Source organism: Natrialba hulunbeirensis JCM 10989 (assembly GCF_000337575.1).
Classification (GTDB): domain Archaea; phylum Halobacteriota; class Halobacteria; order Halobacteriales; family Natrialbaceae; genus Natrialba; species Natrialba hulunbeirensis.
In genome coordinates this window covers 122,483-141,508 of sequence record NZ_AOIM01000039.1, presented here as the reverse complement: position 1 = coordinate 141,508, position 19,026 = coordinate 122,483, and the positions used below count along the sequence as shown (strand labels likewise).

Annotated in this window: 19 protein-coding genes; 8 read left to right on the top strand and 11 right to left on the bottom strand. The window is 60.9% G+C overall.

The annotated features are described in order from the left end of the window. Positions 1 to 492 precede the first annotated feature (492 nt). On the top strand, positions 493 to 1,029 hold the full coding sequence (locus tag C483_RS15975; RefSeq protein WP_006654400.1) for a DUF7344 domain-containing protein: 537 nt from the start codon (positions 493 to 495) through the stop codon (positions 1,027 to 1,029). Positions 1,030 to 1,356: 327 nt separating this feature from the next. Here C483_RS15975 and C483_RS20635 read toward each other — a convergent pair whose 3' ends face one another. The 4 genes from C483_RS20635 to C483_RS15955 form a co-directional block, all read right to left on the bottom strand. Continuing rightward, on the bottom strand, positions 1,357 to 1,788 hold the full coding sequence (locus C483_RS20635) for a hypothetical protein (RefSeq protein ID WP_006654399.1): 432 nt from the start codon (positions 1,786 to 1,788) through the stop codon (positions 1,357 to 1,359). Positions 1,789 to 2,075: 287 nt separating this feature from the next. Continuing rightward, positions 2,076 to 3,089: a DUF1616 domain-containing protein gene (locus tag C483_RS15965; protein ID WP_006654398.1), complete on the bottom strand. Its 1,014-nt coding sequence runs from the start codon at positions 3,087 to 3,089 to the stop codon at positions 2,076 to 2,078. Between the two features lie 411 nt (positions 3,090 to 3,500). Next, positions 3,501 to 3,776 (bottom strand): PadR family transcriptional regulator, encoded by a 276-nt coding sequence (locus C483_RS15960; RefSeq protein WP_006654397.1) that lies wholly within the window; start codon positions 3,774 to 3,776, stop codon positions 3,501 to 3,503. A gap of 221 nt (positions 3,777 to 3,997) precedes the next feature. Beyond that, positions 3,998 to 4,330, bottom strand: coding sequence for a winged helix-turn-helix domain-containing protein (locus C483_RS15955; RefSeq protein ID WP_006168841.1), 333 nt, complete (start codon positions 4,328 to 4,330; stop codon positions 3,998 to 4,000). A gap of 854 nt (positions 4,331 to 5,184) precedes the next feature. On the opposite strand from C483_RS15955, the gene C483_RS19655 reads away from it, so the two are divergent. Both C483_RS19655 and C483_RS15950 read left to right on the top strand, forming a co-directional pair. Continuing rightward, the gene (locus C483_RS19655; RefSeq protein ID WP_006654396.1) at positions 5,185 to 5,355 is read left to right on the top strand and encodes a DUF7563 family protein; all 171 of its coding nucleotides are present in this window, start codon (positions 5,185 to 5,187) and stop codon (positions 5,353 to 5,355) included. 312 nt (positions 5,356 to 5,667) lie between these two features. Further along, entirely contained in the window at positions 5,668 to 6,171 is a 504-nt protein-coding gene (locus C483_RS15950) for a DUF7344 domain-containing protein (RefSeq protein ID WP_006654395.1), read from the top strand. 310 nt (positions 6,172 to 6,481) lie between these two features. Here the strand turns inward: C483_RS15950 and C483_RS15945 are convergent, their stop codons facing one another. The 4 genes from C483_RS15945 to C483_RS15930 all read right to left on the bottom strand — a co-directional run bounded on the left by C483_RS15945 (position 6,482) and on the right by C483_RS15930 (position 11,816). After that, the gene (locus C483_RS15945) at positions 6,482 to 8,647 is read right to left on the bottom strand and encodes a DUF7282 domain-containing protein (protein WP_006654394.1); all 2,166 of its coding nucleotides are present in this window, start codon (positions 8,645 to 8,647) and stop codon (positions 6,482 to 6,484) included. 209 nt (positions 8,648 to 8,856) lie between these two features. Continuing rightward, positions 8,857 to 9,276: a helix-turn-helix transcriptional regulator gene (locus tag C483_RS20965; RefSeq protein WP_394295580.1), complete on the bottom strand. Its 420-nt coding sequence runs from the start codon at positions 9,274 to 9,276 to the stop codon at positions 8,857 to 8,859. Positions 9,277 to 10,042: 766 nt separating this feature from the next. Further along, positions 10,043 to 10,396, bottom strand: coding sequence for a hypothetical protein (locus C483_RS15935; RefSeq protein ID WP_006654392.1), 354 nt, complete (start codon positions 10,394 to 10,396; stop codon positions 10,043 to 10,045). Between the two features lie 244 nt (positions 10,397 to 10,640). Then, positions 10,641 to 11,816, bottom strand: coding sequence for an NAD-dependent epimerase/dehydratase family protein (locus C483_RS15930; RefSeq protein WP_006654391.1), 1,176 nt, complete (start codon positions 11,814 to 11,816; stop codon positions 10,641 to 10,643). Between the two features lie 238 nt (positions 11,817 to 12,054). Here C483_RS15930 and allB point away from each other — a divergent pair, with 238 nt between their 5' ends. The 3 genes from allB (at position 12,055) to C483_RS15915 (ending at position 14,781) form a co-directional block, all read left to right on the top strand. After that, positions 12,055 to 13,509 carry an allantoinase AllB gene (gene allB / locus C483_RS15925; protein ID WP_006654390.1) on the top strand — a complete coding sequence of 485 codons (1,455 nt, stop codon included), beginning with the start codon at positions 12,055 to 12,057 and terminating at the stop codon, positions 13,507 to 13,509. Between the two features lie 168 nt (positions 13,510 to 13,677). Beyond that, positions 13,678 to 14,016: a hypothetical protein gene (locus C483_RS15920; protein WP_006654389.1), complete on the top strand. Its 339-nt coding sequence runs from the start codon at positions 13,678 to 13,680 to the stop codon at positions 14,014 to 14,016. Positions 14,017 to 14,130: 114 nt separating this feature from the next. Then, the gene (locus C483_RS15915; protein ID WP_006654388.1) at positions 14,131 to 14,781 is read left to right on the top strand and encodes a DUF5804 family protein; all 651 of its coding nucleotides are present in this window, start codon (positions 14,131 to 14,133) and stop codon (positions 14,779 to 14,781) included. Between the two features lie 106 nt (positions 14,782 to 14,887). On the opposite strand, the gene C483_RS15910 is transcribed toward C483_RS15915, so the two are convergent. From C483_RS15910 to C483_RS15900, 3 genes are all read right to left on the bottom strand, one after another. Next, a complete protein-coding gene (locus C483_RS15910; RefSeq protein WP_006654387.1) occupies positions 14,888 to 15,619 on the bottom strand; it encodes a hypothetical protein in 732 nt (243 codons plus the stop codon). Positions 15,620 to 15,707: 88 nt separating this feature from the next. Then, complete coding sequence (locus C483_RS15905; RefSeq protein WP_006654386.1) at positions 15,708 to 16,691, bottom strand: PLP-dependent cysteine synthase family protein; 984 nt, start codon at positions 16,689 to 16,691, stop codon at positions 15,708 to 15,710. A gap of 209 nt (positions 16,692 to 16,900) precedes the next feature. Beyond that, positions 16,901 to 17,971 carry a Leu/Phe/Val dehydrogenase gene (locus tag C483_RS15900; protein WP_006654385.1) on the bottom strand — a complete coding sequence of 357 codons (1,071 nt, stop codon included), beginning with the start codon at positions 17,969 to 17,971 and terminating at the stop codon, positions 16,901 to 16,903. Positions 17,972 to 18,109: 138 nt separating this feature from the next. On the opposite strand from C483_RS15900, the gene C483_RS15895 reads away from it, so the two are divergent. Together C483_RS15895 and C483_RS15890 are read left to right on the top strand one after the other, a co-directional pair. Continuing rightward, entirely contained in the window at positions 18,110 to 18,481 is a 372-nt protein-coding gene (locus C483_RS15895; RefSeq protein ID WP_006654384.1) for a TlpA family protein disulfide reductase, read from the top strand. Positions 18,482 to 18,532: 51 nt separating this feature from the next. Further along, positions 18,533 to 19,003 carry an SHOCT domain-containing protein gene (locus C483_RS15890; RefSeq protein ID WP_006654383.1) on the top strand — a complete coding sequence of 157 codons (471 nt, stop codon included), beginning with the start codon at positions 18,533 to 18,535 and terminating at the stop codon, positions 19,001 to 19,003. Positions 19,004 to 19,026: the final 23 nt, after the last annotated feature.

The window sequence follows — 19,026 nt, the reverse complement described above, 5'->3', positions numbered from 1 at the left end:
ATGTGTATAAGAGACAGGAACGATCGTCGTACTGCTGTCGGTCGGTCCGGGACTGGTGGGGCCGTGACGCGACGGGATCGGCGCGCTCGCAGCCGAGAAGCCCCGTCGTACACGGCCATACCCCGGACCGTCGTCGGTTCTGTCGTGTCATTGGTTACTCGATACCCGCGTGGGAATCGTCCAGATACAGCCGGTAACGAGGTTTTGTTATCCCCGTCTTGACGGGTCCGTAGCCACGAACTACAGCAACGAGAACCGATCAGTCTCCCCGTACGGGGGCGGGAGTTCGACCCAGGGCGGACACGCGCCGGCCCGTTCAAGAACGCCAGAATCGTTGGATTTGCCGTCTTTCACGAGCGCTAACGGGTACAATCGGCTTTCGACAGGGTAGCCGTGCGATAGTAAAGGGTGAGTCTGTGGCAGTCCATCCTGTGAGGTATTCGAACACCCCCGATCGCCAGCCGATTCGGGAACGTGAGGGCACCCATGTCCATGTCTGAGGACGAGTTTACCCAGGCCGAGCTGTTCGACGTGTTCAGCAACGCCAGACGACGACGTACAGTGCAGTTTCTCAAACGACAGGGGAGTTCCTGCGACCTGGCTCCACTCGTCGAACAGGTCGCCGCCTGGGAGAACGATACTGATCCCGACGATGTCACGCGCACCCAGCGCCGGCGCGTCTACATCTCGCTGTACCAGACGCACCTGCCGATGCTCGAAGACCACGGCATCGTCGACTGGGATCCGGACAGCCACACCATCACGCTCTTGCCAAACGACGACCTGTTCGAACCGTACCTCGATCGCCAACTCGGCGCACAGCGGCCGTGGCATCGGTTCTACGCCGTCGTCGCCACCGTCGGTCTCGTCGCGTTCGCACTCGCGGCACTCGCCGTCGGCCCGGTGACGACCGCCGCAGCCCCCGTCGTCGCACTCGCCGTCTGCGTCGCCATCCTTGCGATTTCGATCGCCCAGCACGTCTCGCGCCGACCGGAACTCGAGTTCCCGTTCGGGCTCGCGAGCATGTAACGTGGCTTACGAGAACTTGTGCGTGAGTCTGCGAGCCGCGTGTGACCGAGAGGCAGACGGAGACGTGAACGTGATCGTCAGCGACTAGCGAGCCAGGCCACCAGAATACGACACCGCCCTCGACGCCGTTCGAACACCGGTTTTTCCAGTCGCAGTCGTCAGCGACGATCACGATTGTCGCGCAGCGACGGCCACGATACCGTCTGCGAACACCTGTGGTACCACGCTCGCGACTGCCGTGAGCGCGGCCCCGAGCGCACCTACACGATGACTCCGGCCACTACCCACGGCCACCGTTCTCGAGTCCCTCCAGGAGTCAGTGATCGGTCAGGAGTCCGGCTCAGTTTCTGTCAGCTGTGCTCGACTCGAGTTGGACGGGACAGCGTCGCCCGCTGTAGCTGAGTTCGCGTCGCGATCGGTGCTGGTGGTCTCACGATCGGTCCTGTTCGAGTTATCGTCGTCGACAGGCGTGCCGGCATCGTTACTGCCAGCATTGGCATCTGTATCGGCATCGGCATTGACATCGGAACCACCACGACCGGTATCGACACTCTCAGCGTCGTCGCTCCTTGATAGCGACCGCCGCTTCGAAATGTAGGCGGGGACGACGAGAATTCCACCCATCGGAACGAGGATCCCGAGTTCGTACATCTCGGGGTTGTCGAACCCCTGGCGGCGAGCGTCGACCCGGACGAGGAGCGCGATCGGGACCTGGATGAGCAGGGCGGCCATCAGGAGGACGATGACGAGCGAGTCCATTTGGTGTCGTGTTCGTGGCGCTTGCAGAAGAACATTCATTGCACGTCGGACAGGTTTTGACCAGGAACCGTGTCTCTGCGGTGGCGCTCCCTACTGTGACGCTGCCTGCGGTGGCGCTACTTATGTGGCGCTGCCTGTGATGGCACTGCAGACGATCGGTACGGTTCTGACGCTGATACCGACACCGGCGCTAACACCGAAAACCAACGCTGACGCTACCACCGAACCGACACCGACTCCCCACCCACCAATTCACGAATGCAGCGATAGCGTTCTAGCCACCGAAATCAGTCATCTTCCTCCACAGCCGGCTCAGTAACCGTCACCCAGAAGTTCGTATCTGCAACCGCACCCTCGGCCGTCGGTTCACCCGTCGGCTCCTCATCGTACAACAACACCGCAATTCGGACCGTCTCATCCGGCTCCGCGGCCGGCACCACGTCGAACTCTTCGAGTTCCTGTTCACCATCCGCCACCGACACCGTCCGCGTCTCGAGTGCTGCCCGTTCCGTGACGGCACCGTTCTCGAGTACCTGCTGCTGAACGACGACGGTGTAGGTCACGTCCTCACCCTCCTGGTTCTCGATCTCGATCGTGGCCGGAACGGGTTCGCCGGGGTCGACCTCGTTCTCGAGTTCGCCGGCGACCAGTTCGCCACCGCCGTCGTCGGAGTACAGAGCGAGTTGCGTGAAGCCGCCGGCTGAAAGCGGAGCGATGAGTCCGATGAGCAATGCTCCAACGGCGGCGACGATAGCCACGGCCAGGATAGCAGAGGTCACCGTTCCAGCGGCGGTGTTATCCCTGCGAAAGCGTGACAGCGCTGCGAGCGGTGCGACGGAGAACCGTTTGGCTTTGGGGACTCGGAGTCGACGGACTGCGCCGAGCTGTGCGAATCCAACGGTGAGCACCGCGAGCGTGGCGGCGATCGGGTCGGTCGCCAGTCCCCAGTCGGTAACGGCTAACACGAGCGCAACGACCGGAGCGATACCGAGCGAAAGCGCAAACGCCAGTCCGAGACGTTCTGTGAGGTCGATTCCACGGGGATAGGTCTCGACATCGAGCGCCGTTGCGGTCGTCTCCTGTGCAGTGCGTTCACGCGCCGGAAACAGTGTGGAGACGAGCGCGTATCCCGGTAGGAACAGAACGAGTGGAAGCGTCGCGAGCAATCTGAGGACGCTTCCCTCGGCAATTCCCGTCACGACGAGGTAGGCAACAACGGCCAGTACCGAAACCGTCGCGAGATCGCTGGGATACTGCCGAACAGTCCCCAATCGGGTCTGTGTGTCCGTTCGCAAACTCATCGCAACGACACCACCGATTGGCTGCCGAACCCGTCGGTTGACGGCGTTCTCAGAACCATTTGGACAGAGACACCGGCCGTGGCCGCTTTGTTATGTCCGCGATATTCTCGATGGATGACCTGCTGGGTGCGAGTATGGGCGCCTAACGGCCCAACGTGAGAAAATCGGGCAGCACGATGGTGATAGACGACTGTATGCATCCATGAACGGTGACCGACAGCTGTCACGACAGCACGAGGTGTGAACGCTGTGTGAAGGAACTCGAGACGACGAGACGATTACACGTGATTGTCGGTAGCCACGGCCACGGCCACGGCTGTCAGCATACGATCACAGTCACCAGACTCACAACAGATCCACTTTCGACGGTTGGCGGATACCCTCACGAACTCCCGTCGCTGACGATCCCACTCAGAAATCCACGTACTGACCTTCCCACTTTCGACGGTCGTCGATCTGCTGACGCCCGTCGTCCGTGATCGCATAATAGTTCGTTCGCCTGTCGAGTTGTCCCTTCTCGACGAGCTCTTTGTTCACAAGCGTATCCAGATTCGGATACAACCGACCGTGATTTATCTCCGAACTATAGTACTGTTCCACTTCGTCTTTGACTGTTTGTCCAGATGGCTGGTCAGCCCCTGCGATTACGTACAACAAATCTCGCTGGAAGCCGGTCAGATCGTGCATTGCTCAATCACAGTGACCGTACCATTGAGTAGATATTTGTTATCCGTATCATACAGGGCTGTTAGTACTTCTTTCAGTATGTTTCAAACTGTCTAAACCGATTGTTCTCGTGACAACGGTTTCGTCGTGACTGTTCAATCCCCCGTACAGTCACTTGTAGCGGTCGACGGCGGCAAACGCGTGTGAGTTTCTATCACGATCCCGCCAGGAACGCCAACCCCTCACTCGTCCATCGCTGACAGTGCCACGTCGATGCCGTCGGCGTCGATCTGTACCTCGACGTGTTCGACGGTCGCCTCGTAGGCGGTCGTATGCGAACCGTCGCTCTCGAATCGAACACACTCTGCGAGCAGGTTGCTCTCGAGTAGGTTGTTGATTCGGCGATAGACGGTTGCCGAGGAGCTGTCGGTTCGGTCGGTTAGTTCCTTGGCTGTTTTCGGTCCTGCACTCGTTGCGACGAGTATTGTTCGCGCACACTCGTCGCCGAGGACGTCGAGCTGAATTGTTGGGTCGGTCGTCGGGGTCGTCTGAGAGTTGGTCGCTTTCGTGGACATCGGTCTCACCTGTCTGCGGAGGTTACGCTGGTTCGCTCTCGGTGTCGAGAGGTGGCAGTCGGGAACGATCGGATCGGTGGTGCCGCGCCGTCGCGGCGACCGGGAGTACGTTCCAACAATACAACCGGTAAGCGAGAGTGGTATTTTATAACGATGTGCCTTCTCGCTGGAAAGTCACGCATTCCGTTGCGAAATATCTTATTTCGAGCGGGTAATATCGTGTTTCGGGCGCTCGAACGGAGCGCTGCGGTCGGGACCGCGTGGCGAACGAGGAGCAATCGAACCAAATCCAGCTTGATGATTTGTGAACGTATCGCCAGTTATTCCCCTCCATATGGCCCCTGAGTCGGGTATAACCGGTGGAAATTCGGTATTTCCGGTACTGTCTGGTGGCCAGCACAGTGAACGGACGCCGTCCTTTATTCGGATCTATCCCCCTCGGTCGTAGTGATGCCGAGTCACACGCTGTCGCTGCCGCGAGTCGGCCCCAGTCGTGACGGGTCGAGCAGTCGGTTCGGTGGTCGAGTGAACCGCCACGGTGTCGCCGACTGCAGAGACTGGAGCCCCCGCTGGCAGGCGAATTGCGGTGTGTGCTCGGATACACTGACACCCACCCCTGGTTGGCTGGCGAACTGTGCGCAGTTGCGATTGTGGCGACAGCGACAGTTGCAGTGTCTCCCTACTCCCACGTCACGACACTGCAGTCACCCGATGACGACGACGACCGCCACCAGCCACGAGCATCGACTGACAAGTACACTCGAGACACCAACTGTCCGCATCGGTATTCACGACGACACCCACCCTACACCAGTACGTTCACCATGAAATCATCCCAACAGAACTGGCGTCCGATGGAATCGTCGACAGCAGGCGCTCGCTGTCGAAACTGTGACACCCACGTCACCCAGCAGTTTGCCCGCGTCTTCGGTGACAACGGCGACATCGTCCACGGCTGTCCGGCCTGTACGACGTATCGTGAGATGCAATCCGGTGGCCATCTGCCGGGCGACGAACGTGAGTGACTCCCACTCTCCGTCGCTCGGAGGCGCGTTTTAGTTAGAATCCGTACTCGAGAACCCTTCAGAATCAAGACGGAAGACAGCGTCCCGATCCGGCTCCGCACCCAGCTATCGACTGTCATTTACAGTCAACGACGCAACACCCTCATCGCGACAAACCAGTCGCCGACCGTACCGTAGCCAGCTAGTTTCTACACCGTTATGCAGGGACAAAATACCGCAGGTTAAAGTCAGTGGTTCGCAAAACAGATGACGTGTATGAGGGCCGACGACGAACTGCTCGCCGAGATGAGACCACTGACGTCACGCTAAGCAATGTCTGTGCAGAGGACCAGATCTGAGGCGCTCGCGGAAAGTGAGGTGTTTCACATCCTCGGGAACGACAGACGGCGTGCCATCGTCCAGCTGCTTGCACGCCAGTCCGGACACGTCGACGTCTCGGACGTCGCAACGGAGATTGCCGCAACGGAATCCGATACGACACCCGTTCCGAACAATCTCTACAAGAGCGTCTACGTCTCCCTCCAGCAGACACATCTTCCCCAACTCGAGGAGGATGCCGTCATCGAGTACGACTCCGATGCGAAAACCATCCAACCTGGCCCGAACTTCGAAACCGTCGTCGGCTACATCGACGGCCACGACGGCGACCGCTCGACCGTCCTGCAGTTCCACCTCGCCGCCTGTTTTCTCGGCCTCGGACTGATCGCGCTGGCCGGTCTCGATCTGCCGGTGTTCTCGAGTGTCGATCCGGTTCTCTGGAGTGTGCTCATTTTGCTCGCGGTTGCGGTGAGTAGTCTGTACCGGCTGTTTTACTGACTCGGACCCAGATCTGTCCATCTGTCACTGACCCGCGTTCTGTTACTGCTTCTGTTACTATCTCCCCCTCTCTCTCAACCCCAGTAGCGCCCACTATCGCGGTTCACCACCGGGCCAAGACATTAGACAGGCCGATCTCGAGCGGGAGGGCACCGATCGATGCGGGTTGTACTCAAAAGAACAGTTGTCCGTATTGCAACGGCAGTTGTCTGTACTGCAAGAGAGCCAGTGAGACAGCGTCAGTGACAGGAGTGTCGAAGTCGTGCTACCGACTGCGAAAAAATATGTGTCGAAGCGACGCGTGGCGTGCTTAGGCGAGTACAGCAGTTGCGTCGTCAGCTGTCTCGGTCCCGTTCGATGGCGGACAGTCGCCGTTGGTGTCAGTCTCGTCTTCGTCCTCGTCACCGTTGACGTACTCGTCTTCGTCACCGTTCACATCAACACCGTTCTCCGACTCGTCGATCACGTCATCAATCGCGTCGTGGTCCACGAGAATGACCATGATCGTCGCCTGGTCGATGGTCACGTCGAACGTGTCGGTCGCTGACTCTTCGTCAGTGTCGGCAGGGTCGTCGGTATCTGCCTCGTCAGGGCCAGGACAGTCCGTTTCGGTTTCGGTGTCCGTGTCGGTCTCGTCGTCAGCGCCCGTCTCGGTCTCCGTCTCCGTTGTCTCGTCCATCACACCGTGGTCGTCGAGCACGACGAAGACGGTCGCCTGTTCGATCGTCACCTCGAGTGCGTCGTGTTCGTCGGTGTCCGTGTCATCCATTTCGTCGTCAGCGTCGCCATCGTCGTACTCATCAGCATCGTCTGCGCGGTCGTCGTCGGCTTCGTCGTACCCGTCAGTTTCGTCATCACCGTCGTACTCCTCGTCAGTGTCTGCTGGCTCATCGTGGTCAGCAGCCGAGCCACAGCAGACACCCGCATCGGTCTCAGCCGTTTCTTCGTCGTCGGTCACGTCGTCAGTTTCTGTCTCAGTCTCGGTTTCTGTCTCCTCATCGTGGTCGACAGCACCAGTGTCCTCACCATCGACATCGGCAACGCCGTGAGCAACCACGATAATCGTCGCGGACTCGAGTGTGAGTTCATCGTGCTCGTCGGTCATCGCTGCCTCGCCTGGGAGGTCGTCGTCCTCGACGACGACGAGGATCGATGCGCTGTGGATATCGTTGGTGTCGGCGGGTTCGTCACCAGCTTCGTCGAGACCGGTTATCGTTGGTTCTTCGATGGTGACCTCGAGCTGGTGGTCACTCATAGCTCCGTTGTGGCCCTGGTGGTCCTGGTGGTTGTGTTCGTATTCCTGATCGTGGTCTTGATCGTGTTCGTGTTCCTGGTCGTGTTCGTGTTCCTGGTCGTTGTCGTGCCCGTCCTCGTAGTCCCCGTAGTCCTCGTGCAGATCGTGCACGACGAGGAGCGCGCTGTCAATGGTGACGGTTAGTTCGCCGTCGTATGGTGTTTCGGCTGGCTCCTCATCGTCGACAGGAGGTTCCGTGTCGTCAACGGGTTCATCATCGATTTCGTCAGTTTCGTCGGGTTTGTCGTGATCGTCAGGTTTCTCGTCTTTTTTGTCTTTCTCGTCCTCTTTGTCGCCCTTGTCGTCTACTGCGTCCTCATCTCCTTTCTCGTCGTCCGTCTCATCGAGATCATCATCTTTCTTGTCGTCTTTGTCATCTATCTCGTCTTCATCCGCTTTCTCGTCGTCCGTCTTCTCATCCGGCTTTTCGTCCTTGTCATCCGGTTTCTCCTCGTCTGGCTCGTCAACCGGTTTCTCATCATCGACCGGCTCCTCGTCATCGACTGGCGGTTCATCGTCAACCGGCTCCTCATCGTCGACTGGCGGTTCCTCATCAACCGGTTCGTCCTCCTCAGGAACGTCGTCCTCAACCGTTACAACCGCCTCGTCGGTCACCGGCTCATCATCCGCCGTCAGGTACGGGCCATCTTCTGCACCCTCTGTCTCGACGAAATCGTACTCCTGGTTATCGTTCGTATCCAGGTGTGGCATCGCGATCAGTGTCTCGTCCGCCTCGAGTGGCTCCTCGAATTCGATCTCAATCTGCTCGTGGGTGCCTGCCTCGAGGTAGTCGGAGGTGCCGATCACGCTGTCGAAGGTTTCGCCGATGAGAAGGCTGCTGTCGTGAATTGTGACGAAGCCGCCCTCGGGGAGTGTCGCCTCGTCGACGACGACGGAGTCACCGGCGGTCGACTGGTCTTCGAACGTGACCGTTGCGGTCTCGGCTTCATCGTCGGGGTCAGGTTCGAGCCCCTGATCGTCGGCGTCGGCTCCATCACCGTTGTCGGTCTCGTCGGTGGCTGTGCTGTCCGATTCTGTCTCCGGTTCGGCGTCTGTTTCAGTGTCACCCTCGTCCTGGCCGCTGACACTCGCGCTTGGTGTCGCCCCAGCGACCATCGCTGCGCCCGATGTCACGAGCAATGCCGTGACGAGGAGTACAAGTAGCTGATTGCGTGCGATCATAATCTGCCGTGAAGGCAGTGACCCATCGCCAGTTTCGCGCTTAAACCGGCACAACCATTTCGAGAGAAACTACTCACTTCGCACGCGGGGTGTACGTGGAAGTCAGTGCTGCCCGTCGAAAGCGGTCATTGGTCCCGTCGATGACTATGAGATGGCTCCCAAAAAGGAATGATCGCATGTGAGCCTACGCTACCGACTCCGGTAGCACCCTACTCACTCGACTGATCCGGCGATTTCGATGCCGTCGGCTCGTGACCCGGCAAACAGACGAGATTCTCCCGCCCCAATCGAAGCTTCGTGACCTGGCCGTCCTCCTCGAGTTCGGCCAGCAGTCGGCTGACCTTGGCTTTCGACCAGTCGACCGAGTCGACGATTCGTGACTGTTTCATTCGCCCGCCGTTCTCGCTGATGAGTTGATGGACCTTCTCCTGGTCCGTCATGAACTCCTCGTGTTGGGTGTTGTAGTCGTTCCCAAGCGAGTTGCGTTCGGCGAGTCGATCACGGAGTGCGAGCACCGACCCGAGAACGGCGAGCACGATCATCCCGAGCAAGGCAGCGATGTGTGCGAGGCCGCTCGCCTGGAGCGGTGTGGGGTCAATGTACTGCGGAACGTTCGAAACGGAACTCAGGGAGAACTCGAGTGCGAGTCCCGGCACAGCGAGTAGTGTTGAGAGGAGAGCCAGAACTCCGAGTCCGACACCGAGCCCAACGCCGAGCCCAAGCAACGGAATCGTCGTAATCTCGGCCTCGCCCGACCCGCAGGCACTACAGACTCGGCAGAGCGTACTTCCACAGGGAACGGCAGTGTTTGCGAACTCCGTAGCTGGTGCTCCGACCCCAGACCGGATAGCCGGACTGAATTGTGCGATGATCGACCCGCTGTCGAGAGTCGTGACCGACGGAAGTACTGGCGGAGATGCGTGCATGCTCGTGCGCAAGGTCGAAATCATGGTGTCGACGAACGGCAGTTCACTCGTTTCTGTACCGTCGTGACGGCCCCTCAAAGTATTTTTTATGGGTCATGTATTGTTATTGGATTATCTGTATGTCTCGCGTGAGTGTCTCTCTGAGACGCCGACGTGACGACGATGGCTACCGCCCGTGATTCTGTCGGCCCCGGAGACAGTGCCTGGTGAGCCTCCTGCGAGACCGATCGGTGGGGACTGAGTCGATGACCTGCCCCCGTCAGACTGGTTGATCGTCGTTGTTTCGCTTCGCGGTTGATACTGTGGCTGCTCGACACCGCGGTGGATAAACGCGTACGGACGTTCGACGTGCCTAGCCCGAATTTGGATCGGGTTTCTGCGATAATCGTCAGTTACGCCGAACTGACGACGCCCGGCTGAACGGCCCGGACTCGCTGTCCAACCGTCGCTGTCCCGCTCCCGTCGGCGGTTACGTTCCCGGGACACCGGCTGCCTCGAATCCAGTAACGCCCAGGAACGCAAGGACGTACAACACGACCAGGACCGAGACCCACGCGACGATCGTGATCGCGACTGCGTCCACCCAGCCACCGGGGTAGCGAGCGTTGATCACACCCAGGTAGGCGACGAACACCAGCAGCGGGCCGAGCAGCGGGATCCATCCGAGGAAGAACCCCACGAGCGCCCAGACAACCGCGCCGATCAGTGCTGTGACGAACGCGTACGTGTAGTCCTCTGTATCGACGATGATCCTTGCACCCAGGAAGATGCCAAGGGCACCGATGAGCAGGCTAACCGCGAACACAATGAGGCTCTCGATCATACCTATCGGTGAGGCCGTGCATACCGATAGTTATCTCTCACCTACACAAACCAGAGCCCGCAGTTAATCCGCCATCTGTTGAGAACACAGTCGAACGCTTTCACCCGTTTGTGTGGGAAATTACGACGTACCCCCGTAACGAAGGCCGACCGTTATCGGTGAGAACTGGTCGATTTCCAACCGAACCAAAACAGGTCATCGCGGTCGAAAGATGGCGTTCGCTGCCGCAACTGAGAGACTGTATCTAGTCCTGTGACTGTCGGTCCGGTCTGGCGGCCAGCGGCCGTTCCTGTTGATGTTGTTGCTGGTGTTGCCGTCGCTCCCGCCCCTGATTCTCCCGCTGCTGAGTCGACGAACTCGAGGACGCCTGCTCACCACCAGCCGCAGTCACGAGCGACCGAATCCCGGATTCGAGACCGACCCGGGTCTCGAAGCCGAGTTCGCGGCTCGCTTTCGACGCGTCTGCGCGACTGTGTCGAATGTCTCCGGAACGGGGCTCTCGGTGGACGATCGGTGAGGACGAACCGACGGCATCGCGGATCAGTTCGGCGAGTTCGCGGATCGAGGTGCGCTCGCCGGTGCCGACGTTGTAGGCCTCGCCGACGGCGTCAGTCGTCGCCGCGTGGAGGTTTGCACGGACGACATCTGAAACGTGGACGAAATCCCGCGTCTGCTCGCCGTCGCCCTCAATTGTGATCGGTTCGTCGGCGCGGGCTTGCTCAAGAAACGTCGAGATGACGCCGCTGTAGGGTCCCTGCTGGCGTGGTCCGTACGCGTTGAAGTAGCGTAGCGCGACGGTCGGTAGGTCGTACAGGTCGTGATAGCGCCGAGCGTACTGGTCGAGTGCGAGTTTCTGGATACCGTAGGGTGAGGTCGGCTCCGTCGTCGCCGTCTCGGAGACGGGCAGTTCGTCGGGGTGGCCGTAGACGGCTGCACTCGAGGCGAGGACGACGCGGGCGTCCTCCTGGCGGGCCTGATCGAGGACGAGCAGGCTGGCGTCGAGATTGGTCTCGTTGCTGCGGCGTGGCGCGTCGACGCTCTCGGTGACGCTGACGAGGGCAGCCTGGTGGAAGATGAGGTCGACGCCGCGAGCGGCGCGTTGCAGAGCCATCGGGTCGGAAATGTCCCCGTCGACGATGGTGAGTGAGCCGTTGGAGTCGTCGCCCTCGCCGTCGGTTCCATCGGCATCACTCTCGGTATCGTCGGTCCCGCCGTCCGTGCTCGCGAGTGTGTCCTCGGCCCACTGCGAGCCGGTCGCCGACGGGGACGCGAACGAGAGGTTGTCTCGCGAACCGGTCGAGAAGTTATCCAGCACGCGGACATCGTTGTACGGTGCCAGCGCCTCGACGAGGTGGCTCCCGATGAAGCCGCCACCGCCGGTGACGAGTACTGTCCTGTCGCGAATCGCCGGCGAGGTCATGGCTCACTCCAGCATCCCGCACCGGTTTAGTATAGCACGCGTACCTGAACTGTACACCGAACCTACCGGTCAGCGAGCGGACTGGCGTGATCCCGTTGTGTACAACACGACCAGCACCACCACCAGTATCAGTATCAGCACCAGTACCAGTATCAGCACCAACACCAGCGACCAGTGAGCTCCTGCCAACCCAACAGAAGCTATATGCGCCCACCTCGGCAACGCTACGCCAACGCCAATGAGTGCCAGTGAGAGTGAGAGCGAGACTGAAAGCAAAAGCAAAAGCGAAAGCGAGAGCGCCACCGTCGACCTCGTCGTGCGAAACTGCACCGCCGTCACCCCCGCCGGCCGCACCCCCGACGCCGGCGTCGCCGTCGAGGACGGAACCATCGCCGCCGTCGGCCGCAGCGACCGCCTCCCCGACGCCGACCGCGTCATCGACGCCGACGGACAGGTCCTCGTCCCCGGTATCGTCGACGGCCACATCCACAATCGCGAGCCCGGACTCGAGTACAAAGAAGACTGGGAGTCCGCAACTCGCGCGGCCGCGGCGGGCGGCGTCACGACCGTCGTCGGCATGCCGAACACGGATCCGGTGATCGACCGCCCCGAGCATCTCGAACTGAAGTTCGAGCGCGGCGAGGCGTCGGCGCACGTTGACTTCCAGAGCTACGTGGTCGTCACGAGCGAGAATCTCGATCAGATTCCAGCACTGGACGAAGCCGGTGCGCTGGGATACAAGATTTTCCTCGGGTCGACGGTCGGCGACGTGCCGCCGCCGAACGATGGCGAGATCCTCGAGGCCATGGCAAAAATCCGAGAGACGGGCAAACGCCTCGGCTTCCACGAGGAGAACGGCGAGATCATCGACCACTACACGCAAAAATTCAAAGAAGACGGCAAGAATGAGCCGATCGATCACTCTCACTCTCGACCAGTCATCGCCGAACAGGAGGCCGTCGAACGAATGCTCACCTTCGCCGAGGAGACCGGTACGAAGATCCACATGTTCCACGTCTCCTCGGGGTCGGCCGCCGAGGCCGTCGCTCGCGGGAAAGAGCGCGGCGTCGACGTCACGGCCGAAACGACGCCGCACTACCTCTGGTTCACCGAGGAAGTCATGCGCGAGGTCGGCAATCCGGCACGCATTCAGCCACCGATTCGCGACGCCGACGAGCGCGACCTGCTCTGGGAGGTCGGCATCGACGACGGCGCGATCGACTGCATCGCGACGGACCACGCACCCCACACCCCCGAGGAGAAGAAAGTCGACGACCCGTTCGGCAACACCTGGGACGCCATCTCGGGCTTCGTCGGCCTCGAAACCGAAGTGCCGACGATGCTCACCTTCGTCGATCAGGGACGACTCACACTCGAGGAGTGGGTCCGTCGCCACTCCACCCGGCCGGCACAGGTCTGGGGAATGTACCCCCAGAAGGGGTCGCTCCAGGTCGGAACGGACGCGGACTTCACGATCGTCGACCCCGAGCACGAGTGGACACTCGAGAGCGGTGACGAACTGCACTCGAAAAACTGCGTCACGCCGTTCGTGGGCGAGACGTTCACCGGGAAAGCCACCACGACGGTCGTCCGCGGCGAAGTCGTCTACGAGGACGGGTCGGTCGTCGGCGAGTCGGGGTACGGCACGCGGGTCGACGTCGATGCGGATACGAACGCGGACGCGAACGAATAACTGGTAGGTTCGCTCTCCCTCTCTGTTACTCTCGCTGTCCGTATTTTTCGGTAACTGAGCAGCAACAGCGCCGGGTTCGCGCACAACAGCGACCAGCCGGTCGCTCCCAGCCGCCGGGAGAAACACAAACGTATTGTACTGTCTGACCGTTCAGTCAGGATGCGAGCCATGACCAAGACACAGCCAGAAGCGACGGGAGAAGCGGCCGAATCAGGCACTGAAACCGCACAACACGCCGAATCTGACCGTTCAGCGGGCGACACCATGGATGCAGATACAGCCCCAGATGCAGCCCCAGCGGAAGACGCCGAACCCACCGCAACCGACCGCCTCACCGAAGTCTACCTCTCAATCACCGACGGCGAAGCCGAATCCGTCGTCGAAACCCAGCGCTCCGATCCAGCCGACCGGGAACTCGAGTTCGACCGCGCCGAGGAGGCGCTCGGCCCGGCGGCCCTTCACGGACTGGATGACGCGATTGGAGACCCGGACGGGTCGATTTCGTAGGGTTGGGTCGTTGTGTGTTGGTCCGGTAGTCGGGAGTCAGGAGTCGGCGTTCAGTGTTCAAGACTGAGCCGGAACCCGAAACCGACATTACCGAACCGACCACATCACTCGACAGTGACGCGCGTTTGTCTCATCGGGGCCGACGACTACACTCTCCAGTACGAGCTGCTCTCGCGCGAGACGGCTCGCGAGGCACTCTCGACGTACGATCTGCGCCGGCCGTTCGAGAACACGATCGCCTTGCGAACCGTCAGCGTCGGCGCAGCCATCTCGCTGTTGAACGATCTCGACTGGTATCTCACCCGCTTCGTCGACGAGGCGCTGGTACAGGAACCGAGCGTGAGCGACGAAGAGTGGCTCTCGCGCGAACTCGCGACACAACTGCGAAACAGCGCAGTCGGACCCGACGAGACGGACGAGTTCTGCAAGATCTACGGCGTGGAACGTGTCGGTCCCGACGCTTCTGCCACACCAGCCGCCGGAGCGGACACCGAACACGAGAGCGAACACGAGCTCGAGGGAACGGGAAGCGGCGAGAGCGACGAGAAGCAGGGCGGTGGAGCACAATCAGCAGGAGGGACGCAGGCACAGAGAGGGACACAACAAACTGAAACCGAAACCGAAACGGCGACAGCGACTGCACGCCGTCGCCTCGTCGAACCGCTGTACGTCCGCCGGACAGACGGCGAGCTACCCGAATACGACCTCAGAGATGTCGACTCGACACTCGTCGTTCGAATAACTGAAACAGAGCACTCGCCGTGAGAAGCGTCAGGGGGACCAGCCCGTCAGTGCCGTTCTCTATCGGAGCCACTGAAAGTCAGTACACACCTGATCGCCAGACAGATCGGCGATCAGAGTGTAAACCATTTCAGTTGTTGCTATCGGCGTCTGACCCGGTCGAATCAGACGCAGAATCGCTCGCACTGTCGCTCGCCGTAGCCATTCCATGTTCTTTCCCGTCACGGTCGGTGAGCGCCACCGACACGTCCGTCACCGGATCGTCGTCGAACGTCGCTCGAACCACTGCACCGACGGTCACCTCCTGCTCACCGCAGGCGGTCTCCGGTGTTGATTCGTCTACAGCCGCGGCCTCGACGACGACAGTGTCGTCCTCGACTTCGGCGCGCTCGACGGCCAGTTCGTAACACAGGTTCGGACCACCGGCCTCGAGTGCAACGAGTACCGACTCGTCGAAGTCGGTTTCGTCCACGAACTCGGTGGTGTCGTCGTCGATGTCGTCGCGGTCTGCGAGCCAGTCCTCGACATCGTCGGACGACCGCAGGTGTTCCATCGATGGTTTGTCACTAACTGCGGGGCGCTGGTACTGGTGGTCATCGATGGAGACGTCGTCGCTTCCGGTGTTGCCGTCATCGTCATCGTCGCCGTTGCCGTCGCCGTCGTCCTCACCGTTGTCGTTCTCGTCTTCCTCACCGTTCTCTGTGCTGTTTTCGTCACCGTTGCCGTTCTCGTCGCCGCTGTTATTGCCGGATCCAGAGCCCGGATCCGGATCGTCATCGTCTTCGTCGGCGATACAGCCTGCCGTCAGTGCAAGCAGTCCCGCCGTACTCCCGAGGAGCGTGCGTCTGGAGGGGTGTGTCATCGTACCCAGACATACACGGGGATGAATAAAGACGGTTGCTCTAGGTGAAAGAGGTCTTTTTGCTACCTTAGTTGTCGAACAGCCCAGCTTACTTGTCGAACAGCCCAGTCGACATATAGCGCTCGCCGCTATCCCAGAAGACGGTGACGACGAGCGGACAGTCTTCGATTCGCTGGCCGCCATCCGGCTCCGGAGCGGCGAGTTCCTGACGCTCGAAGGCGTCCGGAATCTCCGGACAGTCGCGCTCCGGTTCGGCGATTTCGCGTGCGATTCTGTTCGCAACCAGACTCGTTGCACCGCTGGACTGGCCGACCAGAATCCCTTCCTCGCGCGCAAGCCGGCGACACTCGTCCTCGGCGTTCTCAATTGCAACCGTTTCGACGCGATCGATCAGGTCTCGATCTAGGTTGTCACTGACGAAGCCCGGTCCCATTCCCTGGAACTCGTCCTCGCCGGATTCACCCGTCGAGAGGACGGCGTTTCGTTCGGGTTCGACGGCGATGATGTCCATCTCGGGGAACTCCTCACGGAGGCGGCGGCCGGTGCCCGAGAGGGTGCCGCCGGTACCGACGCCGGCCACGAAGGCGTCGATTTCTCGGTCGCCGATCTGTTCGATGATTTCCTTCCCGGTCGTTTTGTAGTGAGCTTCGGGGTTGGCCGGGTTTTCGAACTGGCCCAGCTGGACCGCACCCTCGGCCTCGAGTTCGTCCGCGCGCTCGCGAGCGTCTTCCATCTCGCCGTCGACGAGTTCGAGATCCGCGCCGTAGGCGGCCATGACGCGGCGGCGCTCCTCGGATTTCGAGGCGGGCATGACGATGGTGAGGTCGTAGCCGCGGGCGGCGGCGACGAGCGCGAGCCCGATCCCGGTGTTGCCGCTGGTCGGTTCGACGAGCCAGTCGCCGGGTTCGATCGTGCCCTCACGTTCGGCGGTGCGGATCATCTCGAGGGCCGGCCGGTCCTTGGCCGACCCGCCAGGATTGAAGGATTCGACCTTCGCGGCGACGGTCGCCCCCTCCGGTGAGTCGACCTGGACGAGCGGTGAGCCGATGGTGTCCAGGATGCTTCCCTTCATTGACCCAGGCTATGGAGTCGAGACGTAAACCCGTGCTGGACACAGGCAGGACGTGCCGGTGGTGATGACGGCGATTACAAAGAAACGTGGGGGAGGTCAAAACGGATAGAACAGGCGATAGTAGCCACTGAGCGTGAACAAAATAATCTCGAACAAAGTCAGTGTACACCCAATCGCACAGCCTTCGTGCGATTGGTGTGTGAACAGTTTCAGTTGTTACTATCGTTCGACGGCAGCGCCGGCGTCACCGTCTCGGACTCGTCGATTCGCTCCTGTGCGTAGGCCTCCGCTGCGTCGAGAACCGTTGTTCCCTCGTCCTCCGCGCGTTCGATCATCTCGGTCAGTCGGTCGCCAATCTTCTCGGACTCCTCGTAGGCCTCTTCGTACGTTCCGCCGAGGTACTCCTTGCCGACGGTGACGAGGCCGCCTGCATTGATCACGTAGTCCGGCGCATAGAGGATGTCGCGCTCTGCGAGCGCGTCGGCGTGTCGACGCTCGGCGAGAACGTTGTTCGCCGACCCGGCGACGATGTCACACTGCAACTGGTCGATCGTCTCGTCGTTGACGACGCCACCGATCGCACACGGCGCGAAGACATCACAGGGTTCCTCGTAGACCGCATCCGGCGCAACGATGTCGACGTCGTACGCCGCGCTGAACTCGTCGACCGCCTCCTGGTTCACGTCCGAAATCGTCACGGACGCGCCGTGCTCGAGTAGCTCCTCGGCGAGCAGTCGGCCGACCTTTCCGAGCCCTTGGACGACGACATCGAGGTCGCTGACGGTGCTGGTGCCGTAGGTGTGTTCCGCACAGGCGCGAATACCCGAAAAGACGCCGTGTGCCGTGACTTCAGACGGGTTCCCCAGCCCGTCCGTTCCGCCGACGACGTGGTCCGTCTCGCGCGCGACGATGTCCATCTCCTCGGCACCGGAGTTGATGTCGACCGAGGTAATGTACCGGCCCGCGAGGCAGTCGACCGCGCGGCCGTAGGCCTCGAGTGCGTCTTCGGTTTTGACCTCCTCGGGGTCGCCGATGATGACCGCTTTCCCGCCACCAAGCGGGAGATCGGTTGCGGCCGCCTTGTAGGTCATCGCCTCCGAGAGGCGAAGGACGTCCGTCAGCGCGGCCTCTTCGGACTCGTAGTCGCGGATGCGTGTCCCGCCGAGACTCGGTCCGAGGCTCGTGTCGTGAATCGCGACGATAGCCGTCAGTCCCGTCTCCGGGTCGGAGAAGTACGAGATCTGTTCGTGCCCTGGCTCGGCGATCGAGTCGAATACCATGCTGATAACTCTTGGGTTTGGTGTAAAAATGCTACCGACTCGCGGCCAGTAGCACTGGAAAGACAATCCAAATGACCGACACCTGCAACGACTGTCAAGAACACGCCGGTTAAGCCGCTCGACTCACAATGACCGCGCATGAGTCTCGAAACCATGCAGCCGAATCCCGCGTGGGACGCGGCTTCCTACGAGGATGCCGTCGACACGCTCGAAGCACACAACGACGAGGTCGTCTACAAGGTCTGGGGCGGCGACTGGTGCAAGGACTGCCGAAAGCTCCTCCCCGACTTCGGCGCTGCACTCGACGCCGCTTCCGTCCCCGACGACCGCATCGAGGAAATCGCCGTCGACCAGGATAAGGAGGGTCCCGGCGTCGACGAGTACGGGATCGAATACATCCCGACGATTGTGGTCGAGACGGATGACGGCGAAGAAGTCACCCGCTTCGTCGAGGAAGAGAACGTTCCGCCGGCAATCTGGCTCGCCGACCAACTCGAGCGCGACCGATAAATTGTAACTACGCCGAACGATTCTTTATCACTAGCGTCCAAGAGGGCTTGTATGGAGAGCCGTCTCGAACGGTTCGTCGCGGAGGACCTCTGGCTCCTGATCGCGATCGTAACCTTCGGCATCATCAGCATCCTGAGTCTCATCGGACTCGAGTTCGTCGTCGCCGTACTCGCGGTGATCGGCTGGTTCGTCCTGACGCCGGTCTTTCTGTTCTGGGGAGAGGATATTGCGGCGCTCATGGCCGAGCGAAGGCAGTCGGCTGGGTCGACGTGGTCTGAATCGTCCGCAGCCTCCACCAGCAACGACATCGACACCGACACCGACAGCGATGCGTTCGCACAACTCAAACACCGGTACGCGAGCGGCGAACTCAGCGAAGCAGAGTTCGAACACCGACTCGACCGCCTGCTACAGGCCGACGAGGCGTTTGACCGCGAGGCCGCAAACCGGTCGCGGGCAGCGCGGGGTGGGCGACCGCAGTCACCGAACGGGCAGCAGGATCCCGAACGCGAACTCGAGTGACGTCGGCAGCGAGCAGCGCTACC

Coding starts and splice junctions, on each gene's coding strand:
- allB (WP_006654390.1), top strand. CDS start 12,055: ATGAGTGCCAGTGAGAGTGAGAGCGAGACTGAAAGCAAAAGCAAAAGC.
- C483_RS15895 (WP_006654384.1), top strand. CDS start 18,110: ATGAGTCTCGAAACCATGCAGCCGAATCCCGCGTGGGACGCGGCTTCC.
- C483_RS15950 (WP_006654395.1), top strand. CDS start 5,668: ATGTCTGTGCAGAGGACCAGATCTGAGGCGCTCGCGGAAAGTGAGGTG.
- C483_RS15965 (WP_006654398.1), bottom strand. CDS start 3,089: ATGAGTTTGCGAACGGACACACAGACCCGATTGGGGACTGTTCGGCAG.
- C483_RS15935 (WP_006654392.1), bottom strand. CDS start 10,396: ATGATCGAGAGCCTCATTGTGTTCGCGGTTAGCCTGCTCATCGGTGCC.
- C483_RS19655 (WP_006654396.1), top strand. CDS start 5,185: ATGGAATCGTCGACAGCAGGCGCTCGCTGTCGAAACTGTGACACCCAC.
- C483_RS20635 (WP_006654399.1), bottom strand. CDS start 1,788: ATGGACTCGCTCGTCATCGTCCTCCTGATGGCCGCCCTGCTCATCCAG.
- C483_RS15920 (WP_006654389.1), top strand. CDS start 13,678: ATGACCAAGACACAGCCAGAAGCGACGGGAGAAGCGGCCGAATCAGGC.
- C483_RS15910 (WP_006654387.1), bottom strand. CDS start 15,619: ATGACACACCCCTCCAGACGCACGCTCCTCGGGAGTACGGCGGGACTG.
- C483_RS15900 (WP_006654385.1), bottom strand. CDS start 17,971: ATGGTATTCGACTCGATCGCCGAGCCAGGGCACGAACAGATCTCGTAC.
- C483_RS15890 (WP_006654383.1), top strand. CDS start 18,533: ATGGAGAGCCGTCTCGAACGGTTCGTCGCGGAGGACCTCTGGCTCCTG.
- C483_RS15960 (WP_006654397.1), bottom strand. CDS start 3,776: ATGCACGATCTGACCGGCTTCCAGCGAGATTTGTTGTACGTAATCGCA.
- C483_RS15930 (WP_006654391.1), bottom strand. CDS start 11,816: ATGACCTCGCCGGCGATTCGCGACAGGACAGTACTCGTCACCGGCGGT.
- C483_RS15945 (WP_006654394.1), bottom strand. CDS start 8,647: ATGATCGCACGCAATCAGCTACTTGTACTCCTCGTCACGGCATTGCTC.
- C483_RS15955 (WP_006168841.1), bottom strand. CDS start 4,330: ATGTCCACGAAAGCGACCAACTCTCAGACGACCCCGACGACCGACCCA.
- C483_RS15905 (WP_006654386.1), bottom strand. CDS start 16,691: ATGAAGGGAAGCATCCTGGACACCATCGGCTCACCGCTCGTCCAGGTC.
- C483_RS15975 (WP_006654400.1), top strand. CDS start 493: ATGTCTGAGGACGAGTTTACCCAGGCCGAGCTGTTCGACGTGTTCAGC.